At 49.5% G+C, this 14,968-nt stretch carries 8 protein-coding genes; 6 read left to right on the top strand and 2 right to left on the bottom strand.

Going from position 1 to position 14,968, the window contains the following annotated elements:
• Positions 1–5: 5 nt before the first annotated feature.
• From NSU01_RS03950 to msrAB, 4 genes are read left to right on the top strand one after another with little or no spacing between them, the layout of a single operon-like run.
• The gene (locus tag NSU01_RS03950) at positions 6–710 is read left to right on the top strand and encodes a response regulator transcription factor (protein WP_042133522.1); all 705 of its coding nucleotides are present in this window, start codon (positions 6–8) and stop codon (positions 708–710) included.
• Positions 710–1,753, top strand: a complete 1,044-nt coding sequence (locus NSU01_RS03945; protein WP_076248928.1) for an ATP-binding protein — start codon at positions 710–712, stop codon at positions 1,751–1,753. Before NSU01_RS03950 ends, NSU01_RS03945 begins: the two co-directional genes overlap by 1 nt.
• 27 nt (positions 1,754–1,780) lie before the next feature.
• On the top strand, positions 1,781–2,497 hold the full coding sequence (locus NSU01_RS03940; RefSeq protein WP_076248930.1) for a cytochrome c biogenesis protein CcdA: 717 nt from the start codon (positions 1,781–1,783) through the stop codon (positions 2,495–2,497).
• A gap of 19 nt (positions 2,498–2,516) precedes the next feature.
• Entirely contained in the window at positions 2,517–4,055 is a 1,539-nt protein-coding gene (gene msrAB, locus NSU01_RS03935) for a bifunctional peptide-methionine (S)-S-oxide reductase MsrA/peptide-methionine (R)-S-oxide reductase MsrB (RefSeq protein ID WP_197074328.1), read from the top strand.
• Positions 4,056–4,142: 87 nt separating this feature from the next.
• On the opposite strand, the gene NSU01_RS03930 is transcribed toward msrAB, so the two are convergent.
• The gene (locus tag NSU01_RS03930; RefSeq protein ID WP_076248932.1) at positions 4,143–5,297 is read right to left on the bottom strand and encodes a cobalamin-independent methionine synthase II family protein; all 1,155 of its coding nucleotides are present in this window, start codon (positions 5,295–5,297) and stop codon (positions 4,143–4,145) included.
• A gap of 258 nt (positions 5,298–5,555) precedes the next feature.
• Here NSU01_RS03930 and NSU01_RS03925 point away from each other — a divergent pair, with 258 nt between their 5' ends.
• Both NSU01_RS03925 and NSU01_RS03920 read left to right on the top strand, forming a co-directional pair.
• The gene (locus tag NSU01_RS03925) at positions 5,556–5,714 is read left to right on the top strand and encodes a hypothetical protein (RefSeq protein WP_179093664.1); all 159 of its coding nucleotides are present in this window, start codon (positions 5,556–5,558) and stop codon (positions 5,712–5,714) included.
• Complete coding sequence (locus NSU01_RS03920; RefSeq protein ID WP_076248934.1) at positions 5,699–6,802, top strand: response regulator; 1,104 nt, start codon at positions 5,699–5,701, stop codon at positions 6,800–6,802. Before NSU01_RS03925 ends, NSU01_RS03920 begins: the two co-directional genes overlap by 16 nt.
• 73 nt (positions 6,803–6,875) lie before the next feature.
• Here NSU01_RS03920 and NSU01_RS03915 read toward each other — a convergent pair whose 3' ends face one another.
• The gene (locus NSU01_RS03915) at positions 6,876–14,864 is read right to left on the bottom strand and encodes a stalk domain-containing protein (protein WP_339302570.1); all 7,989 of its coding nucleotides are present in this window, start codon (positions 14,862–14,864) and stop codon (positions 6,876–6,878) included.
• Between the last annotated feature and the right edge of the window lie 104 nt (positions 14,865–14,968).

Below are 14,968 nucleotides of genomic sequence, written 5' to 3'. Positions count from 1 at the left end.
TTAGGGTGAATGAACGAATACTGGTCGCTGATGATGATTCAAATATTACCGATGTGTGCCGCAGATATCTTGAACGGGAAGGTTACCTGGTGATCACCGCCAAAGACGGATTAGAGGCGCTGGAGCTGTGGCGCAGTCAGACTCCCAGCCTGATTGTGCTCGATCTGATGATGCCGCATAAGAATGGCTGGGAAGTGTGCAACGAGGTTCGGCAGACTGAAGATGTCCCGATCATTATGCTGACGGCCCGCGGGGAGGAACAGGACCGTCTGATGGGGCTGACGATGGGGGCTGACGATTATTTGACCAAACCCTTCAGTCCAAGAGAACTCGTGCTGCGTGTGCAGGCGATCCTGCGCAGAATGCGGGTGGTTCAGGCATCGCCCGTTACCGCCGCTGAACACACCATTAAGTATGAAGGACTTACCGTGGACGTAGCGAAGCGTACGGTGGAGATCAGCGGGCAAGTGATTGACTTGACGGTCACAGAGTTCGAGATGCTGTACTTGCTGGCAAGTCATCCTGGCCAGGCGTTCTCGCGGACCCAGATTCTGAGCAAAATATGGGATTTCAGCTACGAAGGAGATACCACAACAGTTACCGTGCATATCCGGAGATTAAGAGAGAAGATCGAACAGACTCCCTCTGATCCGAAATATATCAAGACGGTCTGGGGAATAGGCTATAAGTTTGCGGGGGATGGCATCTAATGAAACTGCGTACGTATTTATTGTTGTCCAGCCTCACGGGGATTGGCGTATTACTCATCTGTTTATTCGTCAGCTACTCCAAAATGCTCCTCACCATCGATCAATTCTATTGGTTGTCTGGTATAACGGCCGGGGTAGGCTTGCTCTCCTTCATCCTGCAGCATTTGCTGACACGGCCGTTAGAGAAATCCATTGCACGGATTACACAGCAGACTGTGCGAATTGCCGAAGGGGATTTCCATACCGAAGTCCCCTTAATCGGCCCGCAGGAGTTCAAGCTATTGGCACAGCAATTCAATGTAATGAGCTTCAAGCTGAAGGAAAGCTTCGACAATCTGCACCATTCTGAATCCGCGCGCCGGGAGCTGATTGCGAATGTCTCCCACGATCTGCGGACCCCCCTCGCCTCTATTCAATCGTTTGTTGAAGCGCTGGAGGACGATGTCATTCAGGATGAGGTTACCTTTCAACGTTATCTGAATACCATCCGGCTGGAAACAAAGCGGCTCGGGGGGCTGATTCATGATCTATTTGAATTATCCAGTCTGGAAGCCAAAGGTGAAATCTTCGACCCGCTGCCTTGTCATGCCGATGAGCTGCTGATCAGTACGCTGGAGAGCTTCTCGTTTCACCTCGCGGAGAAGAAGCTGAACGTGGAGATTGATCTGCCGGATAAACTGCCTGCCGCTCTGATGATGCCTGCGCAGATTAAGCGGGTCTTGTCCAATTTATTGCAGAATGCCATTCAGCATTCACCTGTGGAAGGAAAGGTCATTCTGGCTGCCGCTGAAGAGGGTAAATACCTGCGAATCTCAGTGACCGATGAAGGCCAGGGAATTGAAGCGGAGGAGACCGCACGTATATTCGAACGGTTCTACCGGATTGATAAATCACGCAGCAAGAACAACGGGGGTGCCGGTCTGGGCCTCGCCATCGCACAATCAATTGTTGAGCTTCATGGCGGCGCAATTGGGGTGCACAGTGTGCAGGGAGCAGGCAGCTGCTTCTGGTTCACCGTTCCCATCTATAACGGGTCAGGGTAAGCAGCATTTATTAAGGTGGTGACTGATTTGGCCGGTGATTCAATATTTCTGTTCGGCGTATTCGGCGCAGGGCTGTTATCGTTTTTTGCGCCATGTATTCTGCCGTTGCTTCCGGTATATGTGTCTTATCTGTCAGGAAGCCTAGCAGACGGCACGAATCAGGGAGTGGCTGACACCAGTTCCTTCCGGTTTCGTTCCAGTTTTATGATGCGGACGTTATTGTTTGTGCTTGGACTATCTGTAGTCTTCATCTTACTTGGTTTCGGTTCCGGCATCCTTGGCAATATCATATCCAGCCCGAGATTCATTGCCATCTGCGGAGCTATCGTTATCTTATTCGGGATCTATCAGACAGGCCTCATCAAGTTATCTTGGCTGGAACGGGAAAAAAAACTATCCAGCAATCGTGTTACAAAAGGCGGATATATAGGTGCTTTCCTGCTCGGTCTGACGTTCAGCTTCGGATGGACTCCCTGCATCGGCCCGGTACTCGCAGGCATTCTCAGCATCGCTGCCGGTGAAAGCTCTCCAGCTTATGGAGGCTTCCTCATGTTTCTGTATACGCTCGGTTTAGCCCTCCCCTTCCTGGTCATATCCGTATTCTCGGAAGTTCTGGTGAAGCGGATTCGCCGCTTGTACAGATTCATGGGAGGAATCAAAATCGCGTCCGGCTGTATGCTGATTGTAATGGGACTGCTGCTTATGACAGACCGGCTGAATACGATTGTCGGCTGGATTCAATAAATCGCTAGGAGGGTTAGCTATGAGGAGTGCGTGGAAATGGATGGGATATGTCCTGGTGATTGGCGGAATGCTGTCGCTCCTGATGGCCTGTGGTACGAAGCCGAACGCACCCGCCGGCAATACCGGCTCCCCCGCTGCAATGGACAAAGGAAAGCCTGCACCTGACTTTGCATTACAGGATCTGAAGGGTAACTCTCTTCAACTGTCGGATCTACAGGGTAAGAAAGTGTATGTGAAGTACTGGGCTTCCTGGTGTTCCATCTGTCTGGCCGGACTTGAGGACCTGAATACCTTGGCCGGGCAAGAGAATGATTTCCAGGTGATCACGATTGTTACACCGGATTCCAAGGGAGAGAAGTCCTCCAAGGAATTTACAGAGTGGTTCAACAGACAGTCTTATGACAACTTAACCGTACTTTTGGATGAGGATGGGGTATGGGCCAAGAAATTTGAAGTCAGGGCATTCCCTACCTCCTTTTATATTGATGCAGACGGAAATCTAGTGAAATCACTCCCGGGTCATGCTTCCAATGAGCAAATTACCCAGACCTTCGGGGAAATGACGTCCACGGTCCGCACTGTCAAGACCACTCCCATTGCTGATAAGGATCTGCACAATCTGTACCTGGCGGGCGGCTGCTTCTGGGGTGTGGAGGCTTATATGTCCCGCATTCAGGGGGTTCAGGATGTAACCTCAGGTTATGCCAACGGGGAAGGCGAGAATCCGGCCTATGAAGATGTCATTCGCGGGGACCGGGGGTTCGCGGAGACCGTTCATGTGAAATATGATCCGAAGCAAGTGACGCTGCAGCAATTGCTGGAGTCTTATTTCAAAGTGGTTGATCCTACCAGCCGGAATAAGCAAGGCAATGATAGAGGCGTTCAATATCGGACAGGAATCTACTATTCGTCCCCAGAGGATGCAGCCATCATTCAGCAGGCCGTAGATCAGGAGCAGGCAAACTATGATAAGCCGATCGTAACGGAGGTTCTGCCTCTGAAAAACTATTATCTGGCCGAGGAGTACCATCAGGATTATCTGGAGAAGAACCCGAACGGGTACTGCCACATTGACTTAAGTATTCTGGATGAGCAAGCGGTTGTGATTGATCCTGCCCAATACCCCCGCCCCTCCGATGAACAATTGAAGGAACAATTAACCGCTGAACAGTATGCGGTCGCTGTCAACAATGATACCGAACATGCCTTCAGCAACGAATACTGGGACAATTACGAACCTGGCCTGTATGTCGATATCACGACTGGAGAGCCCTTATTCACCAGCCGGGACAAATACGATTCCGGTTGCGGATGGCCCAGCTTCACGAAGCCGGTTACCCCGGAGGTGGTAACTTACACCACAGACACCAGCTTCGGCATGGAGCGCACCGAGGTCCGCAGCCAATCCGGCGATATCCACCTGGGTCATGTGTTCGATGACGGCCCCGAAGACCGCGGCGGCAAACGCTACTGCATCAACAGCGCCTCCATCCGCTTCATCCCCCTGGACCAGATGGAAGCGGAGCATTACGGGTATTTATTGGGGCTGGTGGAGTAGATCAAGTGGAGATTTATACAGATTCTTAAAAAGATCGCCCTCCCTACGCTCAAGAGAGCCGTGTGGAGGGCGATTGTTATTTGTTACTTAACCCCAATATTGCAGGGCAATTTCTTGTCCTTGTCTAATCTTCGCCCACTGCTCATCTTCCGTTAATTCATTACCGCCATCGCAGGACGCGAACCCGCATTGATGGGACAGTAACAATCTGTCCTTATCAATAATTTTTGATGCTTCATCAAGCATTTGAACTACACGGGCCTCATCGTCAAGCGTATTCGTTTTGGAAGACAGTAAGCCTAATACAATTTCCGTCTCCGGTTTATCTTTGAATACCGCCAGCGCCTCCAGGGAGCCTGCACGGTCATCATCCCATTCCAGGAAGAAGCGGTCGTACTTCAGCTGCTTCAGGAACAGATTCGCAATCTTGGCATACGAGCCGCCGCCCATATTACGGGAATCGTAGTTGCCGCGGCAGTTATGCGTCCACATTTTGAGGCCTAAGCTATGACCATAATCAATAATGGTGTTGTTGATGTCAATAAATTCTGCAGCCAGACCCTGTACTTCCTCATGATTGATTTTCTCGCCGGTAAATGGAGAGTTCGGGTTATCATCGGCAAATAACTCCCATAAGCAATCGTCGAATTGCAGAATTTGTCCTCCTGCAGCAGCGAATTCCCCTACAAAATCCTTATAAGCCTTAACCAGACCGTCTTTCAGCTCATCTTTGTCCTTATACACTCCTGTACTGCCAATGTTATCCGACCAGGACAGCTCACCAAAAATATGGGATGGTGAAGGTACGCACAGCTTGGTCTCACGGTCGCCGGCAAGAGCCTGAAGCTTCTTATAGGCATGAATGAAATGATGGTTCTTTCCGCCCAATTCACCTGTAATGCGCAGACCGATATCTTTTCTGGTCTCATATTTGGAAGCTCCATCTATATCTCTGAAGAAATATCCATGATCCGCGATATAGCGGTCAATCCCCTGGAAGCCCCAGACGAAGTCCAGATGCCACATCGATTTGGAGTATTCCCCATCCGTAAGAATGGACAACCCGTTGTCTCTTTCTTTATCCACTACAGCCTGAATGGCCTCCGATTCACACTGCTCATACCCCTGAAAGTCCTGGTAAAAGGGATACTGGATATCATCACGGTGTTCAATCTGCTGTTTATATTCTAATAGCTCCGCCGGACGCAGCAGGCTGCCTACGATTTGAAATCTATTGCACATATATAGTCCTCCTCTATTCTCATACATCTCTTTCTCTTGTGTCTAAATTCTAGCATGGAGGACTTAGAGGTACGTAACACTTAAAAATGATATCTGGTTATAGTCAAAAGGTATAGTAAGGATCTTTTATGTAGTGTCCGTACCATTTTTCCTCCGTGCCGACACAAATAGACTTTTCCCGGTGTGAATTCTAATTGAAAGCCCATCTGTAATTTGCTAATATTAATGGCTGATTAGATTTTCTAGGACTAATGACTCATGATGATCAAGGAGCGGCTGGGCCGGCTGGAGAATGGTGCGGTCGGGTTTGCCATTAAGGATAACGGCAGGGGATGCGTCCCGGGCTGCCGGAAGATTGGCAGAGGGCAGATCTGGCTAAAAAAGAATAAGGAGGTGAACATATGCTTCGGGCGATAATTGTCGATGATGAACGGCTTTCACTTAATCAGCTCAGCTGGGTTCTGTCCGAGAGCGGAGAGGTCGTGATCTGCCAGACCTTCCAGAATCCGGTGAAGGCCTATGAATATGCCAGGGACAACCCTATCGATATTGCTTTTCTGGATATTTCCATGCCGGAGGTAAGCGGGATGAAGTTGTCCCGGCAGCTTCATGAGCTATATGAGGCCATGGACGTGGTATTCGTTACCGGCTATGAGGAATATGCACTTCAGGCGTTCGACGCCAGCGCGACTGACTATCTGCTGAAGCCGGTTTCTGCGGAACGGGTAAGACAGACTCTGGATAAAATAAGGAGGCGGCCGAGGCGGCCGGAGGTGGAGCCTGTGCTGGAGGTATGCATGTTCGGCGGCTTTAAGCTGCTGCACCCCGGACCGGACAGGAAGCCTCTCAAGCTGAGGAGCCCCAAGACGGAGGAGCTGTTCGCTTATCTCCTGTACAAACGCTCAGTCAGCCGTGACGAGATCATGGACACCCTGTGGAGCGGGTTTGAATCCGGGAAGGCAAGCAACAACCTGAATAGCAATCTGTATTATATCCGCAAAGCTATCAGTGAAAGCGGGCTTAAGGTATGCCTGCTGCCTGACCGGAATGAGGTACAGATTGTGGAGAATTCCCTGTCCTGTGACCTGTATGCATTCGAGCGTTTGCTGAGAGAAATCAGAATGAACCGGGACGGGCATACGGAATTACTGAAACAGGCAGCAGCTTTGTATACCGGACCTTTTCTTAAGGGTAAAACCTACGAATGGGCCAGCACCAAGGCGCGCCGCCTGGAGCAGGATTATATAGAGCTGCAAGAGTTGGCCGCACGTATCTATCTCGAGCAGCATCAGACGGAGCAGGCACTGCAGGCATATGATGAAATCCTCCGGATCGACGCCCTGCGCGAGGATATCGCCGGACAGGCCATCCGGCTGTTGATCGGAATCGGAAGAACAAGCGAGGCCATCCGGCGGTACCGCAAGCTGGAGGAGGTTCTGCTGCAGGAGCTGGGAACACAGCCGGGCACCCCCATCCGTGAGATGATGCATAGATTGAACAGGTAAGCAGAAAGTTTAATAAGCAGACAAAAGCCGATTGCCCTGAAACAGGCAACCGGCTTTTTAGATTAGGATGATACTAACGGATAATCTCGATCCGTTTGTCTTGCGGGAACCACATGACATAAGCTCCTAAGGCTTCCGAAACGTAACGCAGCGGCACCATGATTCTGCCGTCAATCGCCTGCGCAGGTACGTCCATGCCTTCAATCAATTCTCCCAAAGTCATTGTCAGCACTTTACCGTCAAGCGTAATGGTAGCTGTTTTGGTTGCGTGGTCCCACTTGACTTCAGCGCCCAAAGCTTCCGCTACAGCCCGGATCGGCACCAGGGTTCTTTGCTCCTGGATAACAGGCGGCACATCGTTTTGCTTAGCAAGTGTTCCAATTGAATACTCCTTGCTGTCAACCTTGAACGTAATCTTGGTGAGCGAATCGGCCTTAACGATGCTGTACAAGCTGAAGCTGTCCGTATAGAACTCAAAGCTATTCGTTGCCGGGATATAGACCCCGCCAAGCTTGATCGTCTTATACGTGCCGTCTGCCTGAGGTACGAATCGAACCGCTGTCAGGTTGGCCGTATCACCGGTCAATCCTAGCTCCTTCAAGTTAATCGTGACTTTGACCGGTTCAGCGAAGCTCTTGATTCTCGTACTGGTGCCGTTCGAATAATTCAGCTGGGCAATCAGGTCCAGAACCTTCCCGCCTAGCGGCTGCAAGCCCGCCTGATCCAGCTTGGCTCCTGCCAACACCTCATCGGTTTTGGACTTCTCTGTCATAAGTATTCCTAACTCCAGGGAAGCACCTAATCCTAGTTTGAGCTCCGGTACGTTCAAGCCATTCTTACCAAAATCAATTACACCAAGCGTAGATTCAAGAATAACCGGCTTCGCAGCCTTCATGATCTCTTGAACCTCAGACGCAGCTGTTTTTACTGTGCCTTGTCCCGTTTCAACTGTGTTCAGCCCATCTGTAATTTTGGTAGACGGCTGTGTCACAGGCTGTGTAGCTGCCGGTGGGGTATAGTTGCTAACCGGCGGTGTATACGAATCTACCGGTGCAGTCTTGATTACAGCTGCCCGGAAGGCATTATAAGCCGCTGTTAATTGCTCATTAGCCTTGTCAATCTCTGCTTGTGTTGCCGCCGTGCGGATGGCATTTTCCGCCGCCGTAATTGCGGCTTGCAGGATTGCTTTGGAACCCGCCGGATACTGTCCTACGCCGTTGCCCTCTGTGCTTTCATTTAAAAGAGTGGTCGCTTCAATAATTTGGGCTTGAATCTCTCCAGCATTTCCAGCTTGAATGACTGCCGCTTCAAAGGCTGCCACCGCTGCTTCCAACGTCGCTTTCGCTGCGTCGATTTGTGCTTGTGTTGCTGGGTTTTCAAGCACTTCTTTGGCTGCTGCGATCGCAGCTTCCAACACTTTTACAGCTTCAGCCGGATATTGGCCTACGCCTTCGCCTACGATGCTGTCTTTCAGCAGCGTTTGTGCACCCGTTACGGCTGCGTCAGCTTCTTCGCTGCTGCCTTTTGTATTAACCGCAGCTTTAAATGTCTTGATTGCTGCTTCCAGCGTCGCTTTGGCTTCGTCAATCTGCGCTTGCGTCGCCGGGTTACTGAACACTTCCTTCGCTGCTGCGATCGCGGCTTTCAACACTTCTACGGCTTCAGCCGGGTATTGGCCTACGCCTTCGCCTACTGGTACATCGACCAGCAATGCTTCTGCTTCGGTCACAGCTGTGTCAGCTTCTTCGCTGCTCCCTTCTTTATTCACTGCAGCTTCAAATGTCTTGATTGCGGCTTCCAACGTAGCTTTGGCTTCATCAATCTGCGCTTGCGTTGCCGGGTGATCAAACACTTCTTTGGCTGCCTTGATGGCTGCTTTCAATACGTCGACCGCTTCGGCCGGATACTGGCCTACGCCTTCGCCTACTGGTACATCAACCAGCAATGTTTCTGCTTCGGTCACAGTTGTGTCAGCTTCTTCGCTGCTGCCTTCTTTATTCACTGCATTTTTGAAAGTTGTGATTGCCTCTTCCAATGTTGCTTTGGCTTCATCAATCTGAGCTTGTGTTGCCGGGTGATCAAATACTTCCTTAGCTGCCTTGATTGCTGCTTTCAACACGTCGACTGCTTCTGACGGGTATTGGCCTACGCCTTCGCCTACTGGCACATCGACCAGCAATGCTCCTGCTTCGGTCACAGCTGCGTCAGCTGCTTCACTGCTACCTTCTTTATTTACCGCAGCTTCAAATGTTGTGATTGCTGCTTCTAATGTAGCTTTGGCCTCATCGATCTGCGCCTGAGTTGCTGGATGTTCAAACACTTCTTTGGCTGCCTTGATGGCTGCCTTCAACACGTCGACCGCTTCAGACGGATATTGGCCTACACCTTCCCCTACTGGCACATCGACCAGCAATGCTTCTGCTTCGGTCACAGCTGCGTCAGCTTCTTCGCTGCTGCCTTCTTTATTCACCCTAGCTTCAAATGTCTTGATTGCCGCTTCCAACGTTGCTTTCGCTTCGTCAATTTGTGCTTGTGTTGCCGGGTGATCAAACACTTCCTTAGCTGCCTGGATGGCTGCTTTCAATACGTCGACCGCTTCGGCCGGATACTGGCCTACGCCTTCGCCTACTGGTACATCAACCAGCAATGTTTCTGCTTCGGTCACAGCTGCGTCAGCCTCTTCGCTGCTGCCTTTTGTATTAACCGCAGCTTCAAATGTTATAATGGCTGCTTCCAATGTAGCTTTGGCTTCATCAATCTGCGCTTGCGTGGCTGGGTGTTCAAACACTTCCTTGGCTGCCTGGATGGCTGCTTTTAACACGTCGACTGCTTCTGACGGATATTGGCCAACGCCTTCGCCTACTGGTACATCGACCAGCAGTGCTTCTGCTTCGGTCACAGCTGCGTCAGCTTCTTCGCTGCTGCCTTCTTTATTTACCGCAGCTTCAAATGTCGTGATTGCTGCTTCCAACGTTGCTTTCGCTTCGTCAATCTGCGCCTGCGTTGCCGGGTTTTCGAACACTTCTTTCGCTGCCTTGATTGCTGCTTTCAATACGTCGACTGCTTCTGACGGATATTGGCCTACGCCCTCGCCTACTGGTACATCAACCAGCAATGCTTCTGCTTCGGTCACAGCTGCATCAGCTTCTTCGCTGCTGCCTTCTTTATTCACTGCAGCTTCAAATGTTGTGATTGCTGCTTCTAATGTAGCTTTGGCCTCATCGATCTGCGCCTGAGTTGCTGGATGTTCAAACACTTCTTTGGCTGCCTTGATGGCTGCCTTCAACACGTCGACCGCTTCAGACGGATATTGGCCTACACCTTCCCCTACTGGCACATCGACCAGCAATGTTTCTGCTTCGGTCACAGCTGCGTCAGCTTCTTCGCTGCTGCCTTCTTTATTCACCGTAGCTTCAAATGTCTTGATTGCTGCTTCCAGCGTCGCTTTGGCCTCATCGATCTGAGCTTGCGTTGCCGGGTTTTCGAACACTTCCTTGGCTGCTGCAATCGCTGCTTCCAGTGTTGTTTTGGCTGCCAGCGGGTACTCACCTAAGCCTTCACCTACAACGCTGTCTTTCAGTAGCGTTCCTGCGCCGATCACTACCGCATCAGCTTCTTCACTGCTACCTGCTCCATTTACCTTAGCTACAAATGCGGTAATTGCCGCTTCCAACGCCGCCTTAGCTGTATCAATCTGCGCTTGTGTTGCCGGTTGTTCAAACACTTCCTTGGCTGCTGCAATCGCAGCCTCCAGTGTTGTTTTGGCAGACAGTGGATATTGGCCTACGCCTTCGCCTACAATGCTGTCTCTCAGCAGCGTTTCTGCGCCGGTCACAGCTGCATCAGCTTCTTCGCTGCTGCCTTCTTTATTCACTGTATTCTTGAAAGTTGTGATCGCTGCTTCCAACGCCGCTTTAGCTGTATCAATCTGCGCTTGTGTCGCTGGTTGTTCCAGCACTTCCTTAGCTGCTGCAATAGCAGCTTCCAGTGTTGTTTTGGCTGCCTGCGGATATTCGCCTACGCCTTCACCTACAACACTATCTTTCAGCAACGCTTCTGCTTCTATCACAGCTGTTCCTGCTTCTTCGCTGCTGCCTTCTTTATTCACCGCAGCTTCAAATGTCTTGATTGCTGCTTCTAATGTAGCTTTGGCTGTATCAATCTGCGCTTGTGTTGCCGGTTGTTCAAACACTTCCTTGGCTGCTGCAATCGCAGCTTCCAGTGTTGTTTTGGCTGTCAGCGGGTACTCACCTACGCCTTTGCCTACAATGCTGTCTCTCAGCAGCGTTTCTGCGCCGGTCATAGCTGCATCAGCTTCTTCGCTGCTGCCTTCTTTATTCACTGTATTTTTGAAAGTTGCGATCGCTGCTTCCAGCGCCGCTTTAGCTGTGTCAATCTGCGCTTGTGTCGCTGGTTGTTCCAACACTTCCTTAGCTGCTGCAATCGCTGCTTCCAGTCCTGTTTTGGCTGTCAGCGGATATTCGCCTACGCATTCACCTACAACGCTGTCTTTCAGTAGCGTTTCTGCGCCGATCACTACCGCGTCAGCTTCTTCGCTGCTACCTGCTCCATTTACCTTAGCTACAAATGCGGTAATTGCCGCTTCCAACGCCGCTTTAGCTGTATCAATCTGCGCTTGTGTCGCTGGTTGTTCAAACACTTCCTTAGCTGCTGCAATCGCTGCTTCCAGTGTTGTTTTGGCTGCCAGCGGGTACTCACCTAAGCCTTCGCCTACAATGCTGTCTCTCAGCAGCGTTTCTGCGCCGGTAACTACCACATCAGCTTCTTCAGTGTCTCCAGCCAGTATCTGCGCCTTCTTAAACACATCGACCGCGTCTACAAGGGCTTGGTAAGTAGCATCAAGCTTCACTTGCGAAGAGGGTTTATCGACCACAATAATCGCTGCATCAAATACTGCCTCCAATGCTGCTATTGCCTCAGCCGGATATTGTCCAACTCCGGTTCCTGCTTTGCTGGCCTCCAAAAGCCTGCCTACCTCATAAATTTTTTCGAGAGCTTTCGAGATATTGCCCGCTGGAATTATTTTAGCGATGAAAATACCTGCGGCATCTATCAGTTCCTCATAAGCCTGATCAATCTCCTGCTGGGTAGCCGGTTCGCTGATCACATTCGATGCTGCCGTAACCGCTGATTGCAAAATCGCTTTTGATCCTGCCGGATATTCTCCTGCGTCATCCCCCTCTTTGCTGTTGCTCAAAAGAGTGGTCAAATCCGTAATGGCCAATTGAAGATTTGTGCTGTCCCCGGCACGAACTACAGATTTCTGAAAATCTTCAACCGCATCCGCAAGTGTTTGAAGTGCTTCCTCTATTTCTTCTTGAGTTGACGGCCCGCCTACTACTATGTTTGCCGCCTCAATGGCTGTCATGAACAACGCTTTGACTTCCGGCCAATATTGCCCTGCACCGTAGCCCTCCGGGCTAGTATCATAGAGTGTCATTGCCTCCGACAACGCCATTAGAAGCGGGGCATACTCGCCCTCCTGAATCTTAGCATTTTCGAAAGCTTCGATTGCTTGTACCAAATCATGATGGGCATCATCAATCTGTTGCTGTGTCCCGGGGGAATCCATCAGAGACTCGGCAGCTTCAACAGCCTTATCCAAAGCATCGAAGGCTTCTGACGGATACTCTCCAGGGCGATCACCCTCTGCGCTAAAACTCAAAAGATTTCTTGCTGCTTCAATTTTGAGTTGGAGCTCTGTGCTGTTCCCTTCCTTGATCACCGCAGCTTCAAAAGCTACAACTGCGTTGTTCAGAGTTAGGATAGCCTCATCCATTGCTACTTGAGTCGCTTCTTCATTTGCCAAGTTTTCTGCATTTGTAATCGCGGATGCCAGTAAGTCCATGGCTTCTAGCGGATATTCTCCTACAGCATTTCCTTCAGTACTTCCCTCCAGGAGGATTTTCGCCTCAGTAATTGCGGCTTGTAGTGCTGTATTGTCTCCCGCCTTAATTACAGACGCCTTAAAATTCGCCAATGAATTATTCATACTCGCTAACGCTTGATCAACTTCCAATTGAGTAGACATCAGGTTGATTAACGTCTCCCACGCAGCATCTATGGAACCTTGGAGAATGTCCTTCGAATCTGCCGGATATTGTCCAACTTTGGTACCTACTTCACTGGCATCCAAAAATGCCCGGGCAGTCTCGATGCCAGCCTGGAGCGCTACTTTATTAGTATCGGGATTCTTTGAATCCTTAAAAACCTGTAGTGCATTCACCAAATTTTCATAGGCTTCATTAATTTGTGCTTCGGTCCCTGAATTCCTAATCAGAACATTTGCTGCATCGATGACACTGTACAAATCTGTGTAAGCTGATGAAGGATACTGTCCTGGTCCATCTCCTTCCGAAGCAAACCTCAGGAAATCCCATATCTCACCAATTGTCTCCTGGAGTACCGAGGGATCTCCCCTCTTAATTTCGGAGTCTAAGAATTTTGTAATTGCGGCATCCAAAGCTTGATAGGCAGCCTCTAGCTCAGCTTCGGTAGAGGTGGGATTATTCCATTCTTTAGCCGAAGTAATAGCAGCTCCTAACGTATCTCTTGCCTCAGCCGGATATTGACCGTAGTCTGTCCCCACAGTGGTATAATCGAATATCCTTTGCGCATAGCTAATCTTGGCCTGAAATGGTGTCACTGCTGCCGCGCGAAATATCTCTATGGCATCAGATAACATTTGATGTGCATTTTTAATCTCTGCTTGATTATCTGAATAGTGGTACACATCTACTGCTTGCATAATGGCATCGTTTAAAGCGTCTTTTGCTTGTCTTGAGTATTGTCCTTCGCCATCTCCCTCAATACTATATAGATAAAGGTCGGATGCCTCGATAACTTTTAAATACAAGTCATCCCTAGTGATCTCGGGACTTTCTGGTTCTTCCGGCTCTTCCGGTTCCTCCGAACCGTATAGTTCACGCGGGATAGAGGTGCTATATAAGCCAGTAAGAGCATAAGGATTCATGCCCTGCGGATAATAGTACCATTGGTAGCCCCGATTGGTGGATATAAAGTACTCTATCGTATAGGCTTCCATTTGTTTAAATTCGGGATCAGCCAAATTAACGGTGTACGTATCGCCGTCCACATGGGTTAGTTGGCCCATACCCTTCACTATACTTAATCCATCGGAAGTTAATTCTGACCTGTAATAGACATTGATTGTTGGAACTTCGCCTTCCTGCAACTGCGTAATCTTGAATGTAGCGGGTATATTGTCGAAACTGGTAACAACAGGCGGAGTGTGCTCGACTATAGCTGCTGTGGAAAAGTCCGGCGGATCAGCCAACTTAACCGTCAAAGCTCCTTCCAACGAGTTCATGTCAATAACCTCGGGATATTGCAGGAATCTCCCATCTTCATCTAACATAGTGAAAAAATAAGTCATTTCATACGCATTGAATTCTCTTATCTTACTCTTGACTTGATAGGTAATGTCAGCAGAAAATACTGAACTATTGTCGTCTTCCCGTGTCAGGCTAATAATGTCACCCGGCACCATACCATAGGCATGCTTAAAAAATGTTCTCATCTGTACATTATGAACACTGTCATCCAGTGCCGTTGCACTTACGATGAGATGATTAAGATCACTTGTATCCAGTGGCGTAGGGGCTATTCTTGGCTGCGCCGGTTGCGGAGTACCCCCACCTGAATTCACAGTAATAGTATGAGTAGTATAAAAATTATCCGGCAATACAGCTTTGATGGTAATTGTTCCAGCTGGTGCTCCTTTATCAACGAACAGTGTATTGCCCACAATCCGCTTGCCTACCGGATTTTCTTCCACAATGGATAATTGAACATAATCTGGAGGATAAGATGCCTCCCCGTACTCAAAGGTAACAATTATCTCTGCCTCATACGATTCATCCGTAACATCAATAGTATCCTCCAGGTCTCTCAATCCAGCAGAAGTATACTTCATAATATTTAAATCATCTTTCAATACCAGATCAGCCGCATGTATCAAGCCCGTCGGTATGATCATCGCAAACACCAGCAACAAGGCGATTATCCGTTTAAATCTCAATGCCTTTTCCTCCATTATTTTCATTTTTTCTACATCAATTTATTCTACACGACAGCGCTAAACGTAGAATAAACAAGAAAACCGCCACGAAGGGTGGCGGCATG

The organism is Paenibacillus sp. FSL H8-0259 (genome assembly GCF_037963255.1).
Classification (GTDB): Bacteria; Bacillota; Bacilli; order Paenibacillales; family Paenibacillaceae; genus Paenibacillus_AQ; species Paenibacillus_AQ phytohabitans.
Note: the sequence above shows the minus strand (reverse complement) of the source record. Positions and strands in the feature narration are given on the sequence as shown.